Here is a 25918-nt window from a genome sequence, read left to right as displayed (position 1 = left end):
ATCAGGGCCGGGCGGGCGCCTTGCAGCCGCGCTCGAGCCCGACACCCTTGAGAAAGCCGCGGCGCACCGTGCCGGCATAGACCGCGAGCGCATAGCGCCGCCGCTCGGCATTGGCGCCGGTGACTTCGCCGATCAGCCCGCGGAACGGAATGATCCCGCCCGCCACCGTTCCGGCCACGCGGCCGGCGGTTTCTTCGCGCTTTTTCGCGCGGTCCTTGTCGACCTGCTCGTTGACATCGGGGCCCAGCACGGCGTCGAGTTCGTTCACCTCGCCGATGATCGCGGCGCATTTGCCGAGGCCCGCGAGCGAATAGGGATCGCCCTGCACCTCGAGCAGCTTGGCGGGCACCTCCTTGCCGTCGAACGGCTCGGTCACCGAATTGGCGGTGTCCTTGATCGTCGACTCGGCGGGCGCGCCCTGCTGGACGTGGGCGGATGCGGTTCCGGCAAGCCAGCTTGCCGCGAGAGCGAGTAAGAGCTTGTTACGCATGACCATATCATCCCCTATATTCTCGCAGATCCAACGCGCCCGACGCCTTTCGGCTCCATCGGCCGTCCTATAAACCGGCGCCTCTTCCACGTTGAAAGCGAGGGTTCGGGCGTCGTAGCCGCTCACCGTGTCGGACGAGGCTCCGGCCCGGTCCAGTCGTAGAAACCGCGACCGGCCTTTTTACCGACCCAGCCGGCATCGACATATTGGACCAGCAAAGGCGCGGGGCGGAATTTCGGATCGCCGGTGCCGCTGTGGAGCACGCGGATGATTTCGAGGCAGGTGTCGAGCCCGATGAAGTCGGCGAGCGTGATCGGGCCCATCGGATGGTTGAGACCGAGGCGACACCCCGCATCGATGTCCTGCATCGTCGCGACGCCCTCACCGAGCGCGAAGACGGCTTCGTTGATCATCGGCATCAGCACGCGGTTGACGATGAAGCCTGGTGCGTCGTTGGCGTGGACGATTTCCTTGCCGAGCCCGCGGCCATAGGCCTCGACCTTGGCGAGCGTGTCGTCGCTCGTCGCGAGGCCGCGGATCAGTTCGATCAGCCCCATCACCGGCACCGGGTTGAAGAAATGCACGCCGATGAAGCGCGCCGGGTCGGGCGCGGCCTGGGCAAGACGCGTGATCGGGATCGAACTGGTGTTGCTGGCAAGGATTGCCGTGGCCGAGAGATGCTGGCCGACGCTGGCGAAGATCGCGCGCTTGATCTCCTCGCGCTCGGTCGCCGCTTCGATGACGAGGTCGGCGGGAGCGAAGGCGCTATGGTCGGCGACGGGGGTGATGCGGCCGAGCAGCGCATCGGCGTCGGCCTGGCCCATTTTCTCTTTTGCCACGAGGCGGCCGAGCGCCTTGGCGATGCCCGCCTTGCCCGCTTCGGCGCGCGCGATGTCGATGTCGGAGAGGAGCACGTCATGGCCCGCGCCCGCCGACACCTGCGCGATGCCCGCGCCCATCTGCCCCGCTCCGATAACGCCGACGATCATATCCTGCCCTTTCGCTTGAAACTCCGCCTGTGCCCCTACGGTTTCGGGTCGGGGCGTCAAGGGTGAGCTCAGGGGGCGGAGCGGAACTCGGTCGCTTCGGCAAGGATCAGCGCGAAGGCGGGGTCGGCGTCGTCCCATGTCGCGATCGGAGTCCAGCCGCCTGCGCGCAGCAGCAGGTTCGCGTCGCGCGCGCCGTATTTATGGCTGTTCTCGCTGTGGATCGTTTCGCCCTTCGCCATATGATAGGCGCGGCCGTCGATCGTGAAATCCATGTCGCACGCCGCGACGAGGTGCATTTCGACGCGCGCATGAACATCGTCCCACACCGCACGATGGCTGAAATTCTCGACCGCGATATCACCGCCGAGTTCGCGATTGATGCGTTCGAGCAGGTTGAGGTTGAACGCCGCGGTTACCCCCGTCGGATCGTCGTAGGCGCGTTCGAGGATGCCGATGTCCTTGATCCGGTCGACGCCGATCAGCATCATCGACCCGTCGCCGAGCGTTGCGCGCCAGTTGCGCAAAAGGTCGATCGCGGTGCGTGCGACCATATTGCCGATCGTCGAGCCCGGAAAAAAGCCGAGTTTCGGGAGCGGGCAGATTTCGCGCGGCAATTCCACACGCTGAGTGAAATCGGCCTCGACGGGATAGATCGGAACCGCGGGGAAGCGCGCCGCGAGCGCCTGCGCGCTGTCGCGAAGGAAGTCGCCCGAAATATCGACCGGGACATAGGCGGCGGGCGCGATGGCATCGAGGAGCAGCGGCGTCTTGGTCGAGCTGCCCGATCCGAGTTCGACGACCGCGCGCCCGGGTCCGATCGCCGACGCGATGTCGGCCGCGTGGCGCGTGAGCAGGTCGGTTTCGCTGCGCGTCGGGTAATATTCGGGGAGCGCGGTGATGTCCTCGAACAGCGCCGAGCCGGTCGCATCGTAGAACCAGCGCGCGGGAATCGCCTTTCGCCGCTGCGCGAGGCCGGCGTGAACGTCGGCGCGAAAGGCGATGTCGACTCCGACGTCATCGGCCGCAACTTGCCGAAGATTGCGCACAACGCCCATGTCAAAGATCCTTCGCGAGGCGAACGCCGGTGAATTGCCAGCGTTGGTAGGGGTAGAAGAAATTGCGGTAGGAGGCGCGGCAATGGCCGCGCGGGGTCGCGCAGCTGCCGCCGCGCAGCACGAACTGGCCGCTCATGAACTTGCCATTATATTCGCCGACCGCGCCCGGCGCGGCGCGGAAGCCGGGATAGGGGCGATAGGCGCTGCCGGTCCATTCCCACACGCTGCCGAACATCTGTTCCAGGCCGGTGCCACCAGTGACAGGAGCGGGCTGAACTGGCCCGGCGCCGTCGAGTTGCTGGCCGCCGTCTGGGTCGAGCGCGGCGGCCGCGGCTTCCCATTCCTGCTCGGTCGGCAGGCGCGCGCCGGCCCAGCTGGCGAAGGCGTCGGCTTCGAAGAAGCTGATGTGCGTGACGGGTGCGGCGGGATCGATATCGTGCCAGCCCGACAGGGTGAAAAGCTTGCCGTCGCGCCAATAGGCGGGCGCCTTGATATTGTCGGCCTGCAACCACGCCCAACCGTCGCTGAGCCAGAGCGAGGGGGTGTGATAGCCGCCGTCGTCGATGAACTGGCGCCACTCCCCATTGGTCACAGGGCGGCTGGCGAGCGCGTGCGGCGCCAGCAGCACCTCATGCCGCGGCCCCTCGCAATCGAAGGCGAAGCCGTCGCCGCAATGGCCGACCGCCACGATGCCTTCGGCGCCCTTCACCCATTTCATCGCGGAAAACTGCCGAACTTCACTCGTGATCGGCGTTTCCCACACGGCGGGGCCGAGCGGGTTCTGCGCAAAGAGATGCTTGAGGTCGGTGAGCAGCAACTCCTGATGCTGCTGCTCGTGATGAATGCCGAGGGTGACAAGGGCGCGGGCCGAGGGTGGAAGATCGGGAAGCGCGGTCTGCACGGCAACATCGACATGCGCGCGCCAGACCCGCACTTCGTCAAGCGACGGGCGCGTCAGCAGGCCGCGCCGCGGGCGCGCGTGGCGCGGCCCCTCGGCCTCATAATATGAGTTGAAGAGATAGGGATAGCGGGCGTCGAAGAGCGCATAGCCCGGCACATGATCGCGCAGGACGAAGGTTTCGAAAAACCATGTCGTGTGCGCGAGATGCCATTTGGCGGGCGAGGCGTCGGGCATCGACTGCGCGCTCGCGTCGGCGTCGGAGAGCGTCGCCGCAAGATCGAGCGAGAGACGCCGCGTCGCGGCGAAGCGCCGGGTCAACGCCTCGATCGGATCGGCGCGGGTCGAAGCATCGGTGCGGCTGGCCATGTCGAGACAATCCCCCGGGGTGCGATTCGGTTTCGCGGTTCGTCGGATTATGGTTACGGCGCGCGGGATTGTCTAGAACGTTTAGGGAACAAGGTGCGACGAGATTCCTAGCGCGTCGCGCCGGGTTTCCAGAGGATGTCGCCGCCCGCGGCCGCGTTTACGTGCCGCGTGAGCACGAAGAGATGGTCCGACAGGCGGTTGAGATAATTGAGCGCGAGCGGGTTGAGCTTGCGCGCCGCCCCCGCCGCGACCGCCGCACGTTCGGCGCGGCGCGTGATCGCACGCGCGAGATGGAGTCGCGCCGCGGCTTCGGTGCCGCCGGGGAGGATGAAGCTGCGAAGCGCGTCCAGCGCCGCATTCATCGCGTCGATCTCATCCTCCAGCCGCGCGATCTGGCTCGGGACGATCCGCAGCGCCATCTCATGCGGGCCGAAACCGAACTGAATATCGGGCGGGGTCGCAAGGTCGGCGCCAAGATCGAACAGCTCGTTCTGGATCCGCGACAGCATCGCCGCCTCGTCGCTCGCCGGATCGAGCGCGGCGGCCGCGAGACCGATCGCGCTGTTCGCTTCGTCGACGTCGCCGATCGCCGCCATCAGCGCATCCGACTTGGCGATCCGCGAGCCGTCGACGAGCCCGGTGGTGCCGTCGTCGCCGGTGCGCGTGTAGATCTTGTTGAGCTTGACCATATCAGACAACCCGCAATTGGAATTATCGCTTTATTCCGTTCGCATCGAGCGAAGTCGAGATGCCCCTCGGGCTAGGCGCTACGTCGATGGGTGTCTCGGCTTCGCTCGACACGAACGGAAAAAGAAGTGCTCCGATCAGCTGCCGGCGGCGAGCAGACCGATCAATACGAGCAGGATGATCGTGATCGCCTGCCACTTCACGCGGGCCATCATCATCTTGTTTTGCATCACCTGATTTTCCTGGACGGTGCCCTCGATCTGGGCCTTGTGCCCTTGCGAGAAATAGAAGAGCCCCCGCGCGAGCGAGAAGAGGACGAAGCCGGCGGCAATCACGACGCCAAGGATGAGCAGGATTTCCATACTCCCTATTTAGGACTTCCGGAGCGAATAGCCAGTGGGAAGCCGGTCGGCGGCGAGATCGGCGGCAAGCGCGCGGCCGTCGATCCCGGCTGCGCGGAGCGAGGCGAGCGATGCGGCGGTGTCGCGCTTGGCGAGTCTTTTGCCGTCGGGGCCGCAGACGAGCGCGTGGTGACGATAGAGTGGCGTCGGCAGACCGAGCAGCGCCTGCAGCAGCCGATGGACGTCGGCCGAGGCGATCAGGTCGGCGCCGCGGATGACGTGCGTCGCGCCCATCGCGGCGTCGTCGAGCGTGCTCGCGAGATGATAGCTGGCGGGCGCGTCCTTGCGCGCGAGGACGATATCGCCGTGGGCTTGGCCGTCGGCGATGCGGCGCCCCTGCCCCATTTCTTCCCATTCAAGTTCGCCCGTTTCCGTGACCGCGCGCGCCATGTCGAGCCGCCAGCAATGCGGTTCGGCCGCCATGCGCCGTTCGCGATCCACATCGGGCAGGTCGCGGCAAGTTCCGGGATAGACGGCGCCCGAAGGACCATGCGGCGCCGACAGGCTGGCCGCGATGTCGGCGCGGGTGCAGAAGCAGGGATAGACGAGGCCGCGCGATCGCAGATCGTCGAGTGCGGCGGCATAGGCGCCGAGCCGCGCCGACTGGCGCACCGGGTCGCCGTCCCAGTCGATGCCGAGCCACGCCAGATCGGCGAGCGACGCGCCGATAAATTCCTCCCGCGAACGGCTGCCGTCGATATCGTCGATGCGGATCATAAACCGCCCGCCCGCCCCGCGCGCAGCATCATGCGCGAGCACCGCGCTATAGGCATGGCCGAGGTGAAGCTCGCCGGTCGGGCTGGGGGCGAAACGCGTCAACATGATAGGATCCTCACCTGATCCCATGAATCCATATGCGGTGGCGAGTCAAAGGCAATCATTCCATATCTTGCGCGCACAAGCCCCTTGACGTCAGAATCTGATGCGGCATGTAATGACGGTGTCATGCAGGAACGGCAGTGGCGCGCCATCCCGCGATCAAAGGGGGCAGCGTTACCTAGCCATGTTCCATCCCGATCTTGCCCGGCATCCCGATAGCTGTCCGGCGCTTGTTCTCAACGCCGATTATACGCCGCTGAGCTATTATCCGCTGAGCCTCTGGCCCTGGCAGACCGCGGTGAAGGCGGTATTCCTCGACCGCGTCACCATCGTCGAGAATTACGAGCGCGAAATTCACTCGCCGACGCGAACGATGGCGATCCCGAGCGTCATTGCGCTGCGCCAATATGTGAAGCCGTCGGAGCATCCCGCCTTCACGCGATTCAACCTGTTCCTGCGCGACCGCTTCGCGTGCCAATATTGCGGGTCGGGCAAGGACCTGACCTTCGATCATGTCGTGCCGCGCCGGCTGGGCGGACGCACGACGTGGGAGAATGTCGCCACCGCCTGCGCGCCGTGCAATCTCAAGAAGGGGGGCCGCACCCCGCAACAGGCGCGGATGCCGCTCTATCGCCAGCCGTGGCGCCCGACGAGCTGGCAGTTGCAGGACAATGGCCGGGCTTTTCCGCCCAACTATCTGCACACGAGCTGGATCGACTGGCTTTATTGGGATGTCGAGCTGGAGGGGTAGGCGGCACCGGCATTTGGCCCGGGCAGCTTGGCGGTGCAGCGATGGCGAGGTGACAACGCAAAGCGAGACGGCGGAGCCTTTGGCGCTACCGTCGCCGACCCTTCACCCCCGCTTCGCGGCGGCGCGTCCTCCCCGTGGCATCGCCACAGGGAGGATTAAACGGCCGGGCCAGCACTGCGATTAGCAGTTGCCTTCGACTCCATCAGCACAGTCCGCAGCGGATTCGACGTCTTTTCCTGCACCTTCAACCGTGTTGCAAGCAGACAGGATCAGCGAGCCGCTAATTGCGAAAATTGTAAAAAGCTTTTTCATATTCTCTCTCCGACGGCGAGGGCGAACCACCCTTGAGTGATTCCGACAACGGCTGCTCGCGACGGTCGTTCCGTTGCATCGGCGTCCCGCCAGCCGAAGCGTTCGAAAAGGTCGCCAGGGCGTCAATGAGCGGCATTTCTTTCGCGTCATTCCCGCGAAAGCGGGAACCCGGAGCGTGCGTCGGCCGATCCCACCCTGGGTTCCCGCTTTCGCGGGAATGACGAAGTAAGAAGGAATGCGACGGCAGCTTCCGGTCGTTTGCGGCGATCCTCACGGTCCGTTCGTTTCGAGCGGCGGCAACCGAGCGATAGCGGCCTTCCATCACCGGTTTGCGCACTGTAAACCTCTGACTTCGGAGGCGTTAAAGGAGACGTATAATGGTTCGCACAATCTTCCTCGGGATTTCGGCTTTTGCCCTTTCCGCTTGCGCCAGCACCGCGCCCGCCGAGCGGACGATCGCCGTCACCGGCAGCGTCACCTATCGCGAGCGCATCGCGCTGCCGCCGACCGCCCGGATCGAGGTGAAGCTCGACGACGTCAGCCTGGCCGATGCGCCGTCGCGGACGCTTGCGAGCCAGCGTTTCGCTGCCGGCGGCAAGCAGGTTCCCTTTGCCTTCGCATTGACGGTCGACCGCGCCGACCTCGACCCGCGCCACAGCTATGCGGTGTCGGCGCGGATCACCGGCGCCGACGGCAAGCTGATGTTCATCACCGACACGCGCAACTCCGTTACGTTCACAAGCGGTTCGACGGTCGATATGGGCATGCTCAACCTCGTCAAGACGAACTGATCCCCCCAGTTCGTCATTCCGGCGAAGGCCGGAATCTCGACCTCGCAACATGACGCACCGGCGAGATCCCGGCCTTCGCCGGGATGACGGGGGTGGAGGGCGCATAGCTATGCGCGGCTTGACGCTGCGCCTTCGCAAGTGCAGCAAACGGCGCATGGGCCCGCCTATCCAGATCTCGCAAAATCCCGACATCCGCTATTTGGGGCGGATCCTCGGCGACGTCATCCGCGCCTATGGCGGCGACAAATTGTTCCGTCAGACCGAATATATCCGCTCGTCCAGCGTCGACCGGCATCGCGGGATCGCGGGGGCGGAGGCGATCGACCCGGGGCTCGATGCGCTGAGCCTCGACGACACGATCGCCTTCGTGCGCGGTTTCATGCTGTTTTCGATGCTCGCGAATCTCGCCGAGGACCGGCAGGGCGTGGCGGCCGAGCCCGAGGCGACGGTCGCGGCGGCGATCGAGAAGCTGAAGGGCGACGCGATCGATGAGGACGCGATCGCGGCGCTGCTCGGCGCCTCGCTCGTCGCGCCGGTGCTCACCGCGCACCCGACCGAGGTGCGCCGCAAATCGGTGCTCGACCACAAGAACCGCGTCGCCGAATTGATGCGGATGCGCGACGCCGGGCTCGACGAAACCCCCGAGGGCGATGTGATCGAGGAAGCGATCCGGCGGCAGGTCGTTCTGCTGTGGCAAACGCGCCCGCTGCGCACCGAGAAATTGTTCGTCGCCGACGAGATCGACAACGCGCTCACCTATTTGCGCGATGTCTTCCTGCCCGTGGTGCCCAAGCTTTATGCGCGCTGGGAGAAGGAACTGGGGCAGCGCCCCGCACCCTTCCTGCGCGTCGGCAGCTGGATCGGCGGCGACCGCGACGGCAATCCCTTCGTCACCGCCGAGACGCTGCGACAAGCGACGGCGCGCAACGCCGCGGCGGTGCTCGGCCATTATATCGATCAGGTCCACGCGCTCGGCGCCGAATTGTCGGTGTCGTCGAGCCTTGCGTCGGTGCCGCAAGCGGTCAAGGAACTCGCCGAGGCGAGCGGCGATACCGCGCCGAGCCGCGGCGACGAGCCCTATCGCCGCGCGCTGTCGGGCATCTATGCACGGCTGTCGGCTACATATCTGGCGATCGCCGGCAAGGCGCCCCCGCGCCCCGCCGCGCTGAAGGGCGAAGCCTATGCCACCCCCGCCGAATTCCGCCGCGACCTCGTCACCATCGCGGGCGGGCTGTCGGCGAGCGGCAAGGGGCAGTTCGCGGGCATCGGCGCGCTAGGGCGGCTGATCCGCGCGGTCGAGGTGTTCGGTTTTCACCTCGCGACGCTCGACATGCGGCAGAATAGCGCGGTGCACGAGCGCGTGCTCGCCGAGCTGCTGGCGGTATCGGGCGTGTGCGCCGACTATCTGGCGCTGGGCGAAGAGGAGCGGGTCGCGCTGCTCACCGCCGAGCTCGCGAGCGACCGGCCGCTCGCCGCGCCTTGGCACCAGTGGAGCGACGAGACCGCGGGCGAACTCGCGATCGTCCACGCTGCCGCCGATGTGCGGGCGCGGCTGGGCGAGGATGCGATCTGCCAGTGGATCATCAGCATGGCGCAGGAATTGTCCGACCTGCTCGAGGTCCATGTCCTCGCGCGCGAGGCGGGATTGTGGCGCAGCGGCGACGCGGCGGGCCAATCGAACCTGATGGTCGTGCCCTTGTTCGAGACGATCGCCGACCTCGACCGCGCGCCCGCGATCATGGCGCGCTATTTCGCCATGCCCGAAATCGGCCCCCAAATCGGCCAGCGCGGGCATCAGGAAGTGATGATCGGTTATTCGGATTCGAACAAGGACGGCGGTTACCTGACTTCGACCTGGGGGCTGCATCAGGCGTCGCAGGCGCTGACCCCGGTGTTCGAAGAGGCCGACACCGCGATGCAATTGTTCCACGGCCGCGGCGGCGCGGTCGGGCGCGGCGGCGGCAGCGCCTTTGCCGCGATCCGCGCGCAGCCCGCGGGGACGGTGCAGGGGCGCATCCGCATCACCGAACAGGGCGAGGTGATCGCCGCCAAATATGGCACGGTCGACAGCGCGGCGACGAACCTCGAGGCGATGGTGTCGGCGAGCCTGCTCGCGAGCCTCGAGCCCGAGGCGCTGAGCGACAAGGATGCGGCGCGCTATACCACCGCGATGGACCAGCTGTCCGATGGCGCCTTCGCCGCTTATCGCGGGCTGGTCTACGATACGCCGGCGTTCAAGGATTTCTTTCGCGCGATGACGCCGATCGCCGAGATCGCGGGGCTCAAGATCGGGTCGCGGCCGTCGAGCCGCACCAAGTCGAGCGCGATCGAGGATCTGCGCGCGATCCCCTGGGTGTTCAGCTGGGCGCAGTCGCGCGCGATGCTGCCCGGCTGGTACGGGACGGGCGAGGGTTTCGCGGCGTTCGAGGACAAGGCGCTTCTCTCAGACATGGCGGCGGGCTGGCCGTTCTTTGCGGCTTTGCTCGGCAATATGGAGATGGTGCTCGCGAAATCCGACATGGGCATCGCGGCGCGCTATGCCGAACTCGCCGGCGGCATCGACGGGCATGATGCGATCTTCACGCGCATCCGCGACGGGTGGAACCGCGCGCATGACGGGCTGCTCGACATCACGGGCCAGACACGGTTGCTCGAGAAGAATCCGGCGCTCGAGGCGTCGATCCGGCTGCGCCTGCCCTATATCGAGCCGCTGAACCTGCTCCAGATCGAGCTGATGAAGCGCCACCGCGCGGGCGAAACCGACCCGCGCATCGCCGAGGGCATCCAGCTGACGATCAACGCGATCGCGACGGCGCTGAGGAATAGCGGGTAAACAACCATAGCCGTTTGTCCTGAGGAGGGACTGAGCGGATGCGAAGGCCCGTCTCGAAGGACGCAACGCCGCGCCACCGTCCTTCGAGACGCCATTTCGACAAGCTCAATGGCTCCTCAGGACGAACGGGTTTTTGGGTCAAACCTTCGTAATCACCACTTCACCCTTGGCGTTCGCGCCGTCGGGGGCGAATTTGATCGTGAAGTCGGCGCCGTCCTTGTCCTTGCCCGCGAGCGTGTCGCCGGTGCGCGTGACCTTGATGCCTTGCTTCGCAAATTCGCCGGCCATCCAGTCGGCCGCTTTCGCGGGCGCGGCGGGCGAGGTGAAGCCGAGTTCGACCCGCGCCTTGTCGGCACCATTCTTGTCACTCGCATCGACGTTGACCGTCGTGACGTTGCTTCCGGGGTAGAGCTTGACCCCATCGATGTCGAAGTCGCTCGCGACGTCGAGGTCGACGAAATCGGGGACGTCGATATTGATCGCGGCGCCATCGCCGCCGATGCGGATCTTGCCGCCATCCTTGCCGGTCTGGATCTTGATGCCGCCGCCGTCGCCCTCGGCGTTGATCGAGACTTCGGTGCCCTCCCCGGCCTTCTTCTCCTCCGACCCGCAGGCGGCGAGGAGCATGATCGGGGGAATGAGGAACGCGAGACGCATGGCCAATCTCCTTAGTGCATTAGTTATATAATACACCAAGGAGATTATTGAGTCAATTTCCCCAATTTCGTCATGCCGGACTTGATCCGGCATCCATTCTACCGGCGCGGTCATGGACCCCGGATCAAGTCGAACAGCCACGTGTCTCGTTCGAGGGTGACGATGGCAGGGAGAGCGAGATCAGGCGTCGATGCTGGTCCGCACATCGCCGTGGACGAGCCCGCCATCGACGGTGATCGTATCGCCGACGACATAATCGCCCGCCTTCGACGCGAGGAAGATCGCGGCGCCGGCCATGTCCTCGGGCACGCCGATGCGCTTGACCGGAATGCTCTTGGCGACCGCGTCGCCATGGTCGCGCGCGGCCTTGTTCATATCCGACTGGAAGGCGCCGGGCGCGATCGCGGTGACGAGGATATGGTCGGTGACCAGCCGCGCCGCGAGGCGCTTGGTGAGATAGAGGATCGCGGCCTTCGACGCATGATAGCTATAGGTTTCCCACGGGTTGAGCCGCTGGCCGTCGATCGAGCCGATGTTGATCACCTTCGCCGGGCGGTCGTGCGAGCCGCCGGCCTTGAGCAGCCCGTGGAGCGCCTGGGTGAGGAAGAAGGGCGATTTGACGTTGATGTCCATCACCTTGTCCCAGCCGGCCTCAGGGAAACCCTCGAAGGGTTCGCCCCAGGCGGCGCCGGCATTGTTGACGAGGATGTCGAGCCGCTCCTCGCGCGCTTCGAGTTCCTTGGCGAGCGCGCGGCAGCCCTCGACGGTCGCGAGATCCACAGGGAGTCCGATGACCTTGCCCGGATAGCGCGTTTCGAAATCGGCGACGGCTTCCTCGATCTGCGCGCTCTTGCGCGCCGAGATGTAGACGCGCGCGGCGCCCGCGGCGAGATAGCCCTCGACGATCATCTTGCCGATCCCGCGCGAGCCGCCGGTGACGAGCGCGATGCGGCCGTCGAGGCCGAACATGTCTTGGAGGTTCATGGGTTGGGCTCTCTGCCAATAAATAGGGACAGTCCCTATTTTTCGTTCACATTGTTTGCGGCAGCGGGGTCGGTTTGCAGAAAAATAGGGACTGTCCCTATTTATTGACCCCGCAAGGTCAGTAGCCGTTCATCCGCGCGACCTGGTCGATGTGATAATGCACATCGCCCATATATTCGGCGAGCGCACGGTCGCGTTTCATGTAGAGGCCGATGTCATATTCGTCGGTCATGCCGATGCCGCCGTGCATCTGCACGCCCTCGCGCACCGCGAGGTTCGCGGCGCGGCCGGCCTTGGCCTTGGCGACCGAGACCATCAGCTTCGCGCCCTCGCTGCCTTCATCCAAAAGCTGCTGCGCCTTCATCACCGTCGCGCGCGCGACTTCCATCTCGCCGTAGAGATGCGCGGCGCGGTGCTGAAGGCCCTGGAACTCGCCGATCAGCTTGCCGAACTGCTTGCGTTCCTTGAGGTAATTCACCGTCATGTCCATCGCGCCCTGCCCGACGCCGACCATTTCGGCGGCGGCGCCGGTGCGCGTCGCGGCGAGCAGCGCGTCGAGGATTTCGCCGCCCGCATCGACCTCGCCGATCACCGCGTCAGCGTCGACCTCGACGCCGTCGAGCGTGACATGACTCGCCAAGCTGCTGTCGACGAGGCGGCGCGGGTCGGCGGTGACGCCCTTCGCATCCTTCGGCACCGCGAACAAAGTGATCCCGCCGTCGGTCTTCGCCGCGACGATGCTCATATCGGCGACATGGCCGTGGAGGACGAAGCTCTTCTTGCCGTCCAACCGAAACCCGTTGCCCGCGCGCGTCGCGGTCGTCGCGATGCGGTCGGGGCGGTGCTTGGCGCCCTCGTCGATCGCGAGCGCGACGATCGCCTCTCCGGAAGCAATGGCGGGGAGCCAGCGGCCCGCCTGCGTCCCGCCCGCCTTCGCGAGTGCGGCGACCGCGCCGACGCCGGTCGACAGGAAGGGCGACGGGGTCAGGTTGCGGCCGATTTCCTCGAGCACGATGCCCGCTTCCATATGCCCCATGCCGAGCCCGCCATGCGCCTCGGGAACGAGCATGCCGGGCAGGCCCATTTCGGTGAACTGCGCCCAGAGGTCGCGCGAGAAGCCGGTGGCGTCGGCGGAGTCGCGCAGCTTGCGGAGGTGCGAGACCGGCGCCTGTTCGGCCACAAAAGGAGCGACGCTGTCCTTGAGCATCGCCTGGTCGTCATTGTGATACAAAGGCATGGGTCAGGCTCCAGGCAGGTCGAGGATACGCTTGGCGATGACGTTGAGCATGACTTCGCTCGTCCCGCCTTCGATCGAATTGGCCTTGGTGCGCAGCCAGCCGCGCGCGCGCGCGCCGCCCTTGGTCTCTTCGCTGTCCCATTCGAGCGCTTCGCTGCCGCCGCCCGACATGACGAGTTCGTGGCGGCGCTTGTTGAGCTCGGTGCCGACATATTTCATCATGTTCGAGCTGGCCGGATGCGCGCGGCCGGTCTTCCACATGTCCATGAAACGCTCGCCCATCGCACGGTAGGCGAAGACATCGACGTCGAACGCCGCCATTTCGGCGCGCAGGATCGGATCGTCGAGTTCGCCCGCGGCGTTCTTGCCAAAGGATTTCGCGAACGCACCGCCGATGCTGACCATATCGCCGCCCGCGCCGCCGCCCGAGATCATCTCGCGCTCGTGGCCGAGCAGATATTTGGCGACGTCCCAGCCGCGGTTGATTTCGCCGATGAACTGCGTCTTCGGCACTTCGACATCGTCGAAGAAGGTCTCGCAGAAGGGCGAGTTGCCGCTGATCAGGAGGATCGGCTTGGTCGTGACGCCCTTGCTCGCCATGTCGAAGAGCATGAAGGTGATGCCCTGATATTTGTTCGCCTTGTCGGTGCGGACGAGGCAGAAGATCCAGTCGGCCTTGTCGGCGTAGCTCGTCCAGATTTTCGATCCGTTGACGATCCAATGATCGCCCTTATCGTCGCCAAAGGTTTGCAGGCTGACGAGGTCGCTGCCCGAACCGGGTTCCGAATAGCCCTGGCACCAGCGGATTTCGCCCCGCGCGATCGGGTTCAGATACTGGACCTTCTGTTCCTCGGTCCCGAATTGCAGCAGTGCGGGGCCGAGCATCCAGATGCCGAAGCTGTCGAGCGGCGAGCGCGCGTGGATGCGCTTCATTTCCTGTTTGAGGACCTTGGTCTGCTCGGGGGTGAGGCCTGCGCCGCCATAGGGCTTCGGCCAGTCGGGGACGGTGTAGCCCTTCGACACACAGGCTTCGAGCCATTGTTTCTGGGCATCATTTTTGAACACCCAGTTGCGCCCGCCCCAGCAGACGTCCCCTTCGTCGCGCACGGGCACGCGCATTTCGGCGGGGCAATTCGCTTCCAGCCATTCGCGCACCTCGGTGCGGAAAGCGTCCAGTTCGCTCATCCTTTTGGCTCCTCTTCTGCCCCCAAATCTACGTCCGCTTCGCCGCTTTACGCAAGCGTCAACTTGGGATCTGGCACCTGCCGTTACGGCGCCGTAGCGTCGGATTGACCGCCGTTGACGCGTCCCCTTTGGCGCCTAAGCTAAGTGGCAAAAGAAAACGGGAGAATGGGTCATGCGATTCGCAGGCAAGGTAGCGGTCGTCACGGGTGCGGCGTCGGGAATCGGCAAGGCCGCGGTGCTGAAACTGGCCGGCGAGGGCGCGCATGTCTTCGCCGCCGACATCGACGAGGCGGGCGGACGCGCTCTCGCCGAACAGTCGAACGGCAAGATCAGCTTTATACGCTGCGACGTGACCGTGCCCGCCGACATCGAGGCGCTGATGAACGCGGCGGCCGCAAAGGCGGGCGGGATCGACATCGTCTTCAACAATGCCGCCGCGGGCGGCGACCGCGCGCCGATCGACGAGATTACCCCCGAGGGCTGGGACCGCACGATGGACCTGGTGCTGAAATCGGTCGCGATGGGCATTCGTTATGCGGCGCCGCACATGAAAGGACGCAAAGGCGCGAGCATCGTCAACACCGCGAGCGTCGCGGCGCTCGGCGCGGGCTATTCGCCGATAGCCTATGCCGTGGCGAAGGCTGGCGTGCTCCACCTGAGCAAGGTCGCGGCGACCGACCTCGCCCAATATGGCATCCGCGTGAACGCGATCTGCCCGGGCTTCATCAACACCAATATCTTCACCGCCTCGCTCGACGTTCCGGGCGAACTCAAGACGCAGGCGAATGCGGTGATCGCCGAAATGAGCGCGAACGCGCAGCCCGTCGCGCGCGGCGGCCAGCCCGAGGATATCGCCAACGCCGTCGCCTATCTCGCGAGCGAGGAATCAAGCTTTATGACGGGCACCCACCTGCTCGTCGACGGCGGGCTGACGATCGGCCAGCGTCACGCGTGGGACAAGGAAACGCCGGGCATATTCGACGCCCTGCTCGCGATGGAGGAAGCGACGAAGGCGGGAAGCCCGGCGTGAACGCCGCCACCGCCGCGGCGCCGCGCCCCGAATGGCTTCCGGTCTGGCTGAAGCTGGTGCACGGGCTCGGCAGCATCGCTTACGGGGTCAAGGAGAACGGCTTTTCCACCTTTCTCCTGCTCTTCTACAATCAGGTCATCGGGCTCGACGCGGGCATCGTCGGCATCGCGATCATGGTCGCGCTGATTTTCGATGCGTTCGTCGACCCGGTGATCGGCGAGCTGACCGACCGCACCCGCAGCCGCTGGGGCCGCCGCCTGCCCTGGCTCTATATCGCGCCCTTCCCGCTCGCGTTCGCGTGGATGGCGCTGTGGAGCCCGCCCGAAATGAGCGATGCGGCAACCATCGCCTGGCTGATCGGCTTCGCGATCGTCGTGCGCGCGCTGGTGTCGATGTGCGAAGTGCCGTCGGTCGCGATCGTCCCCGAGCTCACCGCCGATTATGACGAGCGCACCGCGGTGATGCGCTACCGCTTCCTGTTCGGATGGGGCGGCGGACTCGTCATTCTGGCCCTCGCCTATGGCGTCTTCTTCGGCGGGCCAAAGGCGCTGGTCGATCCGGCGGGCTATTTCCCCTATGCACTGACCGGCGCGCTCGTGATGCTCGGCGCTGTCGTCCTGTCCGCCGCCGGGCAGCACAAGCGGATCGCGGTGTCGAACCTCGCCGACGTCAAACCCGCGATGAGCCTGGGCCATATCCTGCGCGACATGCGCGACACGCTGTCGAACCGCGCCTTCCTGTGGCTGGTGTTCGCTGCGCTTTTCGGCTTCGTCAATCAGGGCATCACCTTTGCGATGAACAACTATCTGCTGAGCTTTTTCTGGCAGTTCACGCGGGGGGAGATGGTCGCCTATGTCTTCCTGCTGTTCGGGACGATGATCGCAGCTTTCATTCTGGTCGCGCCGATCTCGGCCAAACTCGGCAAGCGCGACGGCGCGATTCTGGCCGGTGCGATCTCGCTGATCGTCAACAGCGGCATCTATTTCGCGTGGATTTACGGGTTTTTCCCCGGTCTGCCGGGCAAGCCGAGCGTCGCATGGATGTTCGGGCTGGTTTTCGTTTCCAACAGCTTCTCGATCATCCTGATGATCCTCTCCTCGTCGATGATGGCCGACGTCGTCGAAGCCTCGCAAAGCGAAACGGGCCGCCGGTCGGAGGGGCTGTTTTTCGCGGGCTATTTCTTCATGCAGAAATGCGCGACCGGCATCGGCATCTTCGTTGCGGGGATGATCCTGTCCTTCGCCGCCTTTCCGGCCGGGGCGGAGCCGGGACAGGTCAGCAACGCGGTGCTCGGCGATCTCGCGCTCGGTTACATGTTTTCGGTGCTCGTGATCGGGATCGTCGGGCTGATCGTGATGCGGCGCTTCCCGATCTCGCGCGCCGATCACGAAGCGCGGCTGGCGCTGCTGGGCGACGCGGCGCGTGCCGAACCCGACGCGAGCGGAGCGCACCCCTGAGCGAAAAATGCGCGCCATGACCAAATGAGGTAATTTTCGGACCGCAGGACTTGGCAAGGCCGGCGAATCGGTCCAAGGGTTTACGTGAACGTAAAGGGAAGGATGCGAGATGGATTTCGATCTCACCGACCGGCAGGTCTATTGGCGTGACCGCGTGCGCGATTTCATCGAGCGCAAGGTGCGTCCCGCCGTCCCCACCTACAACGAGCAGGACAAGGCCGGCGACCGCTGGAAGGTGATCCAGATCGTCGAGGATCTGAAGGCCGAGGCGAAGGAAGCCGGTATCTGGAACCTGTTCATGCCGCCCAAGTCGGCCGCGCATCGTCATGTCGACGAGACGTTCGAGTTCGAAGGGCCGGGCCTCACCAACCTCGAATATGCGCTGTGCGCCGAGGAAATGGGCCGCGTCGGTTTTGCGAGCGAGGTGTTCAACTGCTCGGCGCCCGACACGGGCAATATGGAAGTATTCCACCGTTACGGAACGCGTGCGCAGAAGGACAAATATCTCGGCCGGCTGATGAACGGCGAGATCCGCTCGGCCTTTTTGATGACCGAGCCGCGCGTCGCCTCGTCCGACGCGACGAACATCGAGACGCGCATCGAGCGCGACGGCGATGATTATGTCATCAACGGCACCAAATGGTGGTCGTCGGGCGCGGGCGACCCGCGTTGCGAGGTCGCGATCGTGATGGGCAAGACCGATTTCGCCGCCAAGCGCCACGCGCAGCAATCGATGGTGCTGATGCCGCTGAACACGCCCGGCGTGAACATCCTGCGCCACCTGCCCGTCTTCGGTTATGACGACGCGCCGCACGGCCATATGGAAATCGAATTGAAGGACGTGCGCGTCAATGCCGAGGAAGCGATGCTGCTCGGCGAAGGGCGCGGCTTCGAGATCGCGCAGGGGCGGCTCGGGCCAGGGCGCATCCATCACTGCATGCGTACGATCGGGGTCGCCGAAGAAGCGATCGCGAAGATGGCGAAGCGGCTGCAGTCGCGCGTCGCGTTCGGCAAGAAGGTCGCCGAATACAGCATTTGGGAGCACCGCTTGGCGCGCGCGCGCATCGATATCGAGATGACGCGCCTCCTCTGCCTCAAGGCCGCCGACATGATGGACAAGGTCGGCAACAAGTCGGCCGCCGCCGAGATCGCGATGATCAAGGTGCAGGCACCGAACATGGCGCTCAAAATCATCGATGACGCGATCCAGGCGCATGGCGGCGGCGGCGTGTCGGAGGATTTCGGGCTCGCCAAAGCCTATGCGCATCAGCGCACGCTGCGCCTCGCCGACGGGCCCGACGAAGTGCACGAACGCGCGATCGCGCGCATCGAATTCGCCAAGCATAGCGAAGCGAGCGAGCCCGGCTTTTCGTCGGGCGACGTCGGCGCTTCGCGGTAATCCAAAACTCCCCTCCCGCTTGCGGGAGGGGTTGGGGAGGGCTTGTTTCTCCCTGTTTGGAAATCGACAACCCTCCCCTAGCCCCTCCCGCGAGCGGGAGGGGGATTTTACGGAGACTATAATGACCAAAGCCGCCATCCTGATCGAACCCGGCAAGCCGCTGTCGATCGAGACGGTGCAGATCGCCGATTGCGGCCCGCACGAGGTGCGTATCCGCACCATCGCGTGCGGGCTCTGCCATTCGGACCTGCATTTCATCGACGGCGCCTATCCGCACCCCCTTCCGGCTATTCCCGGCCACGAGGCCGCGGGCATCGTCGAGGCGGTCGGCAGCGAAGTGCGCACGGTGAAGGTCGGCGACGCGGTCGTGACCTGCCTGTCGGCCTTTTGCGGCCACTGCGAGTTCTGCGTGTCGGGCCGCATGTCGCTGTGCATGGGCGGCGACACGCGCCGCGCCGCCGGATCGGCGCCGCGCATCACGCGCCCCGACGGATCGCCAGTCAACCAGATGCTCAACCTGTCGGCCTTCGCCGAGACGATGCTCGTCCACGAACATGCGTGCGTCGCGATCGACCCCGCGATGCCGCTCGACCGCGCCGCGGTGATCGGCTGCGCGGTGACGACGGGTGCGGGGACGATCTTCAACGCGTGCAAGGTGACCCCGGGCGAGACGGTGGCGGTCGTCGGCTGCGGCGGCGTCGGGCTCGCGACGATCAACGCCGCGAAGATCGCGGGCGCGGGGCGCATCATCGCCGCCGATCCGGTTCCCGAAAAGCGCGAACTCGCGAAGAAACTGGGCGCGACCGACGTCGTCGATGCGCTCGCCGACGATGCCGCGAAACAGATCCTTGAACTGACCAAGGGCGGGGTCGACCATGCGATCGAAGCTGTGGGCCGTCCCGCTTCGGCGAGCCTCGCGGTCGCGTCGCTGCGCCGCGGCGGCACCGCGACGATTCTCGGCATGATGCCGCTCAGCGAGAAGGTCGGGCTCAGCGCGATGGACCTGCTCTCGGGCAAGAAATTGCAGGGCGCGATCATGGGCGGCAACCGCTTCCCGGTCGACATCCCGCGCCTCGTCGATTTCTACCTGCGCGGATTGCTCGACCTCGACAGCATCGTCGCCGAAACGATCCCGCTCGAACGGATCAACGAAGGCTTCGACAAGATGAAGAAGGGCGACGCCGCACGATCGGTGATCGTATTCGACCAGTGACCGTCAGCCCGAAGTCAATAAATAGGGACTGTCCCTATTTAATTGCGGCGCCGGCATCGATCGGCCCGCTGCGATATGAATTAAATAGGGACTGTCCCTATTTATTGGCGTCCGCGCCGGGTGAGCGGACAGAGAGAGGCTTATGACTTTGGACGCACAGAAAGCCTTCAGCGGCACCGTCGCGCCCGAGGGCGCCGATGTGCTCGACGAGGCGAAGCTGACCGCGTGGATGGAAACCCATGTTGAGGGCTTCACCGGCCCGCTGACGCAGGGCAAATTCGCCGGCGGCCAGTCGAACCCGACCTACAAGATTTCGGCGCCGTCGGGCAATTATGTCCTCCGCCGCAAGCCCTTCGGCCAGCTGCTTCCCTCGGCGCATGCGGTCGACCGCGAGTATAAGGTGCAGGCGGGGCTCTATAAGATGGGGCTCCCCGTCGCGCGCCAGTACGGCCTCTGCACCGACGACAGCGTGGTCGGCAGCTGGTTCTATGTGATGTCGATGGTCGATGGCCACACGATCTGGGACGGCGCGATGCCGGGATCGACGCCCGAAAACCGCCGCGCCACGTACAATGCGATGATCGACACGCTCGCGGCGCTGCACAGCGTCGATGTCGAGGCGGCGGGGCTTTCGGACTTCGGCAAGCCGGGCAATTATTTCGGCCGCCAGGTCGATCGCTGGACCAAGCAGTACCGATTGTCCGAAACCGAGACGATGGACGAGATGGAGCGGCTGATCGCGTGGCTGCCCGCGACCTTGCCCGAACAGACGCGCACGAGCGTCGTCCACGGCGATTATCGCATCGACAATATGATATACGCCAAGGATCGGCCCGAGGTGCTCGCGGTGCTCGACTGGGAGCTTTCGACGCTGGGCGATCCGCTCGCCGATTTCACTTATGTCGCGATGGCGTGGGTGACCGAGAATGGCGGGCGATCAGGCGTTTCGGACCTCGATCGCGAGGCGCTCGGCATTCCCGAACTCGACGAGATGGTGACCCGCTATTGCGCCGCCACCGGCCGCGACGGCGTGCCCGACATGAACTGGTATTTCGCGTATAATTTCTTCCGTCTCGCGGGAATCATCCAGGGGATCAAGAAGCGCGTGATTGAGGGCACCGCCTCGTCGCAGCACGCGAAGGACATGTCCGAACGCGTCCGTCCGCTCGCCGAAAAGGCGTGGGATTTTGCCCGAAAGGCCGGCGCATGAGCCTGTTCGACATGAGCGGGCAGGTCGCGCTGATCACCGGATCGTCGCGCGGCATCGGCAAGGCCACCGCCGAGGCGATGGCCGAACAAGGTGCGAAGGTCGTCATATCGAGCCGCAAGCAGGATGCGTGCGACGACGCCGCGGCGGAAATCAACGCGAAATTCGGCGAAGGCACGGCGATTGCGGTCGCCGCGAACATCTCGTCGAAGGACGATCTGCAGAATCTGGTTGATGAAACGCGCGCCGCCTTCGGCAAGATCACCGCGCTCGTCTGCAACGCCGCATCGAACCCCTATTATGGCCCGGGTCTCGGGATCAGCGACGAGCAGTTCCGCAAGATCATGGACAATAATATCCTGTCGAACCACTGGCTGATCACCATGGTCGCGCCCGAGATGCTCGAACGCGGCGAGGGGTCGATCACGATCATCAGCTCGATCGGCGGGCTCAAGGGATCGCCGATCATCGGCGCTTACGGGATTTCGAAGGCCGCCGACATGCAGGTCGCGCGGAATTTCGCGGTCGAATTCGGGCCGAAGGGGGTGCGCGTCAATTGCATCGCGCCGGGCCTGATCCGCACCGACATGGCGCGCGCCTTGTGGGAAAATGAGGAAAACCTCAAACGATCGACCGCCGCCTCGACGCTGAAGCGCATCGGCGAGCCGCACGAGATCGCGGGCGCCGCGGTCTTCCTCGCCAGCAAGGCGGGGGCATTCACCACCGGCCAGACCATCGTGTGCGATGGCGGAGCCACGATTTCGGGAGGCGCATGATGGGCGCGTTGGACGGCAAGGTTGCGATCATCACGGGGGCCGGTTCGGGCATCGGCCGCGCGAGCGCGCTGCGCTTCGCCGCCGAGGGCGCCAAGCTCGTGATCGGCGACAAGACGGCAGCGGTGCATGAGACGGCAGAGCTGGTGAAGGATGCGGGCGGCGAGGTCGTCGCGCTCGAAATCGATGCGGGGGTCGAGGCCGATGTCGCGAAGCTCGTCGCGGCGGCAAAGGACACTTATGGCGCGCTCGACGTCGCCTTCGCCAACGCCGGGATCATCGGCGACATGGGCGGCATTTTCGACTTCGATCCCGACGCATGGGCCGAAACGTTGCGCGTCAATTTGATCGGTCCGGCGCTGATGGTGAAGCACGCCGGCAAGGCGATGGTCGATCAGGGGCGCGGCGGCGCGATCGTGCTGACCGCGAGCGTCGCGGGATTGAATTCGGGCGCGGGCCCGGGCGCCTATTCGGCGTCGAAGGCGGGGGTGATCAACCTCGCCAAGGTCGCGGCGCAGCAGCTGTCGACGAGCGGCGTGCGCGTCAACGCGGTGTGCCCCGGCCTCACCGAAACGGGGATGACCAAGCCGACCTTCGACTATGCCAAGGCGAAGGAGGTCACGCACAAGCTCGGCCAGCTCAACCCGCTGCGCCGCGCGGCGCAGCCCGAGGAACTCGCCAATGTCGCGCTTTTCCTCGCCAGCGATCAGGCGAGCTATGTCAACGGACAGGCGATCGCGGTCGATGGCGGGTTGACGAGCTCGCACCCCGTGACGCGCCAGTTGCTCGGTCAGACGTCGCATTGAAATATTCGGCTTTGGCGCATTTCACCAACCCCGTTCGCGTCGAGCGAAGTCGAGACGCCCATCGGTCGGGCACGCCTTCGGGGTGTCTCGACTTCGCTCGACACGAACGGAAGCAGGGGTATGATTTGAGACCAAATACCAGAGGAATTTCATGACCCACGGATTCGACCTCGCGCGGCTGGACCGCATTCCCGCCTTCCTCGCCGACAAATATGTCGACACCGGCCGCCTGCCGCATGCGGCGACGCTCGTCTCCCGGCGCGGCGAGATCGCGCATCGCTCGTGCATCGGCGACGCACGGCCGGGCGAGGCGCTGAAGGACGATGCGATCTTCCGTATCGCAAGCATGACCAAGCCGATCACCAGCATCGCTTTCATGATGCTGGTCGAAGAGGGCAAGGTCGCGCTCTCCGACCCGCTCGTCAAATATTGCCCCGAGTTCAAGGGCACCGGCGTCTTCGTCGCGGGCGGCGGCAATGTGCCCTTCCTGACGCGGCCGCCCGCGTCGCCGATCCGCATGGTCGACCTGCTGCGCCATACCGCGGGCCTGACCTATGGCTTTCAGGAGCGCACCCCGGTCGACGCCGCGTACCGCAAGGCGCGGATCGACGATTTCGACGCCGATTATACGATGGACAGCTTCATCGCCGACCTCGCGAAAATCCCGTTGCAATTCGACCCCGGTGCACACTGGAATTATTCGATGGCGACCGACGTGCTCGGCGCGGTGATCGAACGGATCGAGGGCAAACCATTCGGCGAGGTGTTGCAGGAACGGATCTTCGGCCCGCTCTCCATGGTCGATACGGGGTTCAAGGTGCCCGCCGAGCAGCAGCACCGGTTGGCCGACGCCTATGCCTTTCACCCCAAGGACAGGATGCAGGATTTCGACGCCGGCGCGCGGAGCCGCTGGGCGAAGGATCGCAGCTTCCATTCGGGCGGCGGCGGGCTCGCCTCGACGCTCCACGATTATCACCGTTTCTGCCTGATGCTGCTCGGCGGCGGGAAATTGGGCGATACGCGGATCATCAGCCGCAAGACGCTCGACCTGATGACGTCGAACCATCTGCCCGGCGGCGGTGACCTGACGCAGCACAGCGTCGGTATTTTCAGCGAGGACGAGAATGCCGGGATCGGCTTCGGCCTCGGCTTCGCGGTCACGCTCGACCCCGCACGCGCGGGCATTCCGGGCTCGGTCGGCGATTTTTATTGGGGCGGCATGTTCTCGACCGGCTTCTTCGTCGATCCGGTCGAAGAGATTTGCATGGTCCTTATGACCCAGCTCATGCCCTCCTCCACCTACCCCGTGCGGCGCGAGGTCAAGACCTTTGTCCACGCCGCGATCGACGACTGAAATGCAACACCACCTATCCGTTCGTATCGAGCGAAGTCGAGATACCCATCGACCGGGCGCCTAGCCCGAGGGGCATCTCGACTTCGCTCGATGCGAGCGGGCTTATTTGAAGGAGTTCTCCCATGTCCGAAGACACACCGATTTCCGTCACGATGGAAAAGGATGGTGAAGTCGCCGTCATCATCGTCAACAACCCGCCCGTCAACGCGCTGAGCTGGCACGTCCGCCAGGGCCTCGAGGATAATTTCGGCGCCGCGCTCGCCGACGACAGCGTCAAGGCGATCGTGCTGCGCTGCGCCGGCGCGACCTTCATCGCGGGCGCCGACATCAGCGAGTTCGGCAAGCCGCCGCGCGGCCCCGATTTCAACGCGGTGCTGGGCAGCATCGAGGCGGCGTCGAAGCCGGTGGTAGCCGCAATCCACGGCACGGCGCTCGGTGGCGGCCTCGAAACCGCGCTCGTCTGCCACTACCGCATCGCGGTGCCCTCGGCGAAGCTCGGCGTGCCCGAGGTGAAGCTCGGCCTGCTGCCGGGCGCGGGCGGCACGCAGCGCCTGCCGCGCGTCGTCGGCGTCGAAGCCGCGGCGACGATGACCTCGACCGGCGATCCGCTGCCCGCCGCCAAGGCGAAAGAACTTGGCCTCGTCGACGAACTCGCGGGCGAGGACAGCCTTGCCGCCGACGCCATCGCCTTTGCCCGCGCGAAGATCGCCGACGGCCCGCGCCCGACGCGCGAACGCGAAGTCTTTGGCGATGTCGGCGTGATCGAACAATTGAAGGCCAGGAACGCCAAGCGCTGGCGCGGCTTCGAGGCGCCTTATGCCAACCTCGCCTGCGTCGAAGCCGCGACGCGGCTGCCCTTCGACGAGGGGCTCGCCTTCGAGCGCGAGCAGTTCATGAAGCTAATGTTCGGCAGCCAGTCGGCCGCGCAGCGCCACATCTTCTTCGCCGAGCGTCAGGCCGCGAAGATCGACGGCCTGCCCAAGGATACCGCGCTGCGCGACGTGAAAAAGGTCGGCGTCATCGGCGCCGGCACGATGGGCGGCGGGATCAGCATGAACTTCTTGCAAAAGGGCATCCCCGTGACGATCGTCGAGATGGCAGAGGACGCGCTCGACCGCGGCGTCGGGGTGATCCGCAAGAATTACGACGCCTCGGCAGCGAAGGGCCGGTTCAAGCCCGAGCAGGTCGACCAGATGATGGGCATCCTCACACCGAGCCTCAGCCTCGACGATTTGGCCGACTGCGACCTGATCATCGAGGCGGTCTATGAGAATATGGACGTCAAGAAGGACATCTTCGGCAAGCTCGACAAGATTGCGAAGCCCGGCGCGATCCTCGCGTCGAACACCAGCTATCTCGACGTCGACGAGATCGCGACCGCGACGAACCGCCCCGGCGACGTGCTCGGCATGCACTTCTTCTCGCCCGCCAATGTGATGAAGCTGCTCGAGGTCGTGCGCGGCGAAAAGACAGCGCCCGATGCGCTGGCGACCGCGATGGCGATCGGCAAGAAAATCGGCAAGGTCGCGGTGGTCGCGGGCGTGTGCGACGGCTTCATCGGCAACCGGATGCTGAAGCCGCGCCAGATGGAGGCGATGAAGCTGCTGCTCGAAGGCGCGACCCCGGCGCAGGTCGACAAGGTCCATGTCGAATTCGGCATGCCGATGGGGCCGTTCCAGATGAGCGACCTCGCCGGCGTCGATATCGGCTGGCACCGCGACCCGAACCGCATCGAAAGCATCCGCGACGCGCTCGCCGCCGAAGGCCGCTGGGGGCAGAAGAAGCAGGCGGGCTTCTATGACTATGACGACAAGCGCAATCCGTCGGAAAGCCCGCGCGTCGCCGAGATCATCGAGGAATTCCGGGCGAAGGCCGGCGTCGAAAAGCGCGAGATCACCGATCAGGAGGTCATCGAACGCACGCTCTATCCGATGGTCAACGAAGGCGCGCTGATCCTGTCCGAAGGCAAGGCGCAGCGCGCGTCGGACATCGATGTCGTGTGGATCTATGGCTATGGCTGGCCGGTCTATCGCGGCGGCCCGATGTTCTGGGCGGGGCTGGAAGGCACCGACAAGATCGTCGCGGCGCTCGAGAAGCATGGGTTCGAAATCGCGCCTTTGCTCAAGGAGAAGGCCGAGGCGAAATCGGGCTTCTAAGCCGCCTTCGCTTACGAAAAAGAGGCCGTCTGTCCCGGTGCGGGGCAGGCGGCCTTTCTTTTTTG

The 25918-nt window shown here is 65.3% G+C and carries 24 protein-coding genes; 12 read left to right on the top strand and 12 right to left on the bottom strand.

All coding sequences use genetic code 11. From position 1 onward, the window contains the following. Position 1: 1 nt before the first annotated feature. The 7 genes from GGR90_RS07470 to gluQRS form a co-directional block, all read right to left on the bottom strand. Entirely contained in the window at positions 2-490 is a 489-nt protein-coding gene (locus GGR90_RS07470) for a hypothetical protein (RefSeq protein WP_245198431.1), read from the bottom strand. A 122-nt stretch (positions 491-612) separates the two neighbouring features. Continuing rightward, the gene (locus tag GGR90_RS07465; RefSeq protein ID WP_167920691.1) at positions 613-1479 is read right to left on the bottom strand and encodes a 3-hydroxyacyl-CoA dehydrogenase NAD-binding domain-containing protein; all 867 of its coding nucleotides are present in this window, start codon (positions 1477-1479) and stop codon (positions 613-615) included. 68 nt (positions 1480-1547) lie between these two features. Beyond that, complete coding sequence (gene egtD, locus GGR90_RS07460) at positions 1548-2534, bottom strand: L-histidine N(alpha)-methyltransferase (protein WP_167920690.1); 987 nt, start codon at positions 2532-2534, stop codon at positions 1548-1550. A 1-nt stretch (position 2535) separates the two neighbouring features. Then, positions 2536-3801 (bottom strand): ergothioneine biosynthesis protein EgtB, encoded by a 1266-nt coding sequence (gene egtB, locus GGR90_RS07455; protein ID WP_167920689.1) that lies wholly within the window; start codon positions 3799-3801, stop codon positions 2536-2538. Positions 3802-3908: 107 nt separating this feature from the next. Further along, positions 3909-4490: a cob(I)yrinic acid a,c-diamide adenosyltransferase gene (locus GGR90_RS07450; protein WP_167920688.1), complete on the bottom strand. Its 582-nt coding sequence runs from the start codon at positions 4488-4490 to the stop codon at positions 3909-3911. Positions 4491-4625: 135 nt separating this feature from the next. Then, a complete protein-coding gene (locus tag GGR90_RS07445; protein WP_167920687.1) occupies positions 4626-4850 on the bottom strand; it encodes an HIG1 domain-containing protein in 225 nt (74 codons plus the stop codon). 9 nt (positions 4851-4859) lie between these two features. Next, on the bottom strand, positions 4860-5711 hold the full coding sequence (gluQRS, locus tag GGR90_RS07440; RefSeq protein WP_167920686.1) for a tRNA glutamyl-Q(34) synthetase GluQRS: 852 nt from the start codon (positions 5709-5711) through the stop codon (positions 4860-4862). 181 nt (positions 5712-5892) lie between these two features. On the opposite strand from gluQRS, the gene GGR90_RS07435 reads away from it, so the two are divergent. Beyond that, positions 5893-6459, top strand: coding sequence for an HNH endonuclease (locus GGR90_RS07435; RefSeq protein ID WP_167920685.1), 567 nt, complete (start codon positions 5893-5895; stop codon positions 6457-6459). A 180-nt stretch (positions 6460-6639) separates the two neighbouring features. Here the strand turns inward: GGR90_RS07435 and GGR90_RS07430 are convergent, their stop codons facing one another. Next, positions 6640-6771 (bottom strand): entericidin EcnA/B family protein, encoded by a 132-nt coding sequence (locus GGR90_RS07430; RefSeq protein ID WP_167920684.1) that lies wholly within the window; start codon positions 6769-6771, stop codon positions 6640-6642. Positions 6772-7148: 377 nt separating this feature from the next. On the opposite strand from GGR90_RS07430, the gene GGR90_RS07425 reads away from it, so the two are divergent. Together GGR90_RS07425 and ppc are read left to right on the top strand one after the other, a co-directional pair. Next, positions 7149-7562, top strand: coding sequence for a YbaY family lipoprotein (locus tag GGR90_RS07425; RefSeq protein ID WP_167920683.1), 414 nt, complete (start codon positions 7149-7151; stop codon positions 7560-7562). Positions 7563-7716: 154 nt separating this feature from the next. After that, a complete protein-coding gene (ppc, locus tag GGR90_RS07420) occupies positions 7717-10395 on the top strand; it encodes a phosphoenolpyruvate carboxylase (protein WP_167920682.1) in 2679 nt (892 codons plus the stop codon). Between the two features lie 138 nt (positions 10396-10533). Here the strand turns inward: ppc and GGR90_RS07415 are convergent, their stop codons facing one another. From GGR90_RS07415 to GGR90_RS07400, 4 genes are all read right to left on the bottom strand, one after another. Then, the gene (locus GGR90_RS07415) at positions 10534-11052 is read right to left on the bottom strand and encodes a hypothetical protein (protein ID WP_167920681.1); all 519 of its coding nucleotides are present in this window, start codon (positions 11050-11052) and stop codon (positions 10534-10536) included. Positions 11053-11232: 180 nt separating this feature from the next. Continuing rightward, positions 11233-12036, bottom strand: a complete 804-nt coding sequence (locus tag GGR90_RS07410; protein ID WP_167920680.1) for an SDR family oxidoreductase — start codon at positions 12034-12036, stop codon at positions 11233-11235. Positions 12037-12154: 118 nt separating this feature from the next. Further along, positions 12155-13273, bottom strand: a complete 1119-nt coding sequence (locus GGR90_RS07405) for an acyl-CoA dehydrogenase family protein (protein ID WP_167920679.1) — start codon at positions 13271-13273, stop codon at positions 12155-12157. 3 nt (positions 13274-13276) lie between these two features. Next, positions 13277-14458, bottom strand: coding sequence for an acyl-CoA dehydrogenase family protein (locus GGR90_RS07400; RefSeq protein ID WP_167920678.1), 1182 nt, complete (start codon positions 14456-14458; stop codon positions 13277-13279). A 172-nt stretch (positions 14459-14630) separates the two neighbouring features. Here GGR90_RS07400 and GGR90_RS07395 point away from each other — a divergent pair, with 172 nt between their 5' ends. The 9 genes from GGR90_RS07395 (at position 14631) to GGR90_RS07355 (ending at position 25853) form a co-directional block, all read left to right on the top strand. Next, the gene (locus GGR90_RS07395) at positions 14631-15488 is read left to right on the top strand and encodes an SDR family NAD(P)-dependent oxidoreductase (protein ID WP_167920677.1); all 858 of its coding nucleotides are present in this window, start codon (positions 14631-14633) and stop codon (positions 15486-15488) included. Beyond that, positions 15485-16945: an MFS transporter gene (locus tag GGR90_RS07390; RefSeq protein ID WP_167920676.1), complete on the top strand. Its 1461-nt coding sequence runs from the start codon at positions 15485-15487 to the stop codon at positions 16943-16945. The genes GGR90_RS07395 and GGR90_RS07390 overlap by 4 nt, the downstream gene beginning before the upstream one ends. A gap of 109 nt (positions 16946-17054) precedes the next feature. Then, the gene (locus GGR90_RS07385) at positions 17055-18344 is read left to right on the top strand and encodes an acyl-CoA dehydrogenase family protein (RefSeq protein WP_167920675.1); all 1290 of its coding nucleotides are present in this window, start codon (positions 17055-17057) and stop codon (positions 18342-18344) included. Positions 18345-18465: 121 nt separating this feature from the next. Continuing rightward, a complete protein-coding gene (locus tag GGR90_RS07380) occupies positions 18466-19557 on the top strand; it encodes a Zn-dependent alcohol dehydrogenase (RefSeq protein ID WP_167920674.1) in 1092 nt (363 codons plus the stop codon). A 142-nt stretch (positions 19558-19699) separates the two neighbouring features. After that, positions 19700-20767: a phosphotransferase family protein gene (locus GGR90_RS07375; RefSeq protein WP_167920673.1), complete on the top strand. Its 1068-nt coding sequence runs from the start codon at positions 19700-19702 to the stop codon at positions 20765-20767. Continuing rightward, positions 20764-21540 (top strand): SDR family NAD(P)-dependent oxidoreductase, encoded by a 777-nt coding sequence (locus GGR90_RS07370; protein ID WP_167920672.1) that lies wholly within the window; start codon positions 20764-20766, stop codon positions 21538-21540. The genes GGR90_RS07375 and GGR90_RS07370 overlap by 4 nt, the downstream gene beginning before the upstream one ends. Next, positions 21540-22343, top strand: a complete 804-nt coding sequence (locus GGR90_RS07365; protein WP_167920863.1) for an SDR family NAD(P)-dependent oxidoreductase — start codon at positions 21540-21542, stop codon at positions 22341-22343. The genes GGR90_RS07370 and GGR90_RS07365 overlap by 1 nt, the downstream gene beginning before the upstream one ends. 151 nt (positions 22344-22494) lie before the next feature. Then, the gene (locus tag GGR90_RS07360) at positions 22495-23697 is read left to right on the top strand and encodes a serine hydrolase domain-containing protein (RefSeq protein WP_167920671.1); all 1203 of its coding nucleotides are present in this window, start codon (positions 22495-22497) and stop codon (positions 23695-23697) included. Between the two features lie 122 nt (positions 23698-23819). Continuing rightward, on the top strand, positions 23820-25853 hold the full coding sequence (locus GGR90_RS07355) for a 3-hydroxyacyl-CoA dehydrogenase NAD-binding domain-containing protein (RefSeq protein WP_167920670.1): 2034 nt from the start codon (positions 23820-23822) through the stop codon (positions 25851-25853). Positions 25854-25918: the final 65 nt, after the last annotated feature.

Source organism: Sphingopyxis italica (assembly GCF_011926545.1).
Classification (GTDB): domain Bacteria; phylum Pseudomonadota; class Alphaproteobacteria; order Sphingomonadales; family Sphingomonadaceae; genus Sphingopyxis; species Sphingopyxis italica.
The sequence above is the reverse complement of the archived record's forward strand: the minus strand, read 5'-3'. Positions and strand labels throughout refer to the sequence as shown.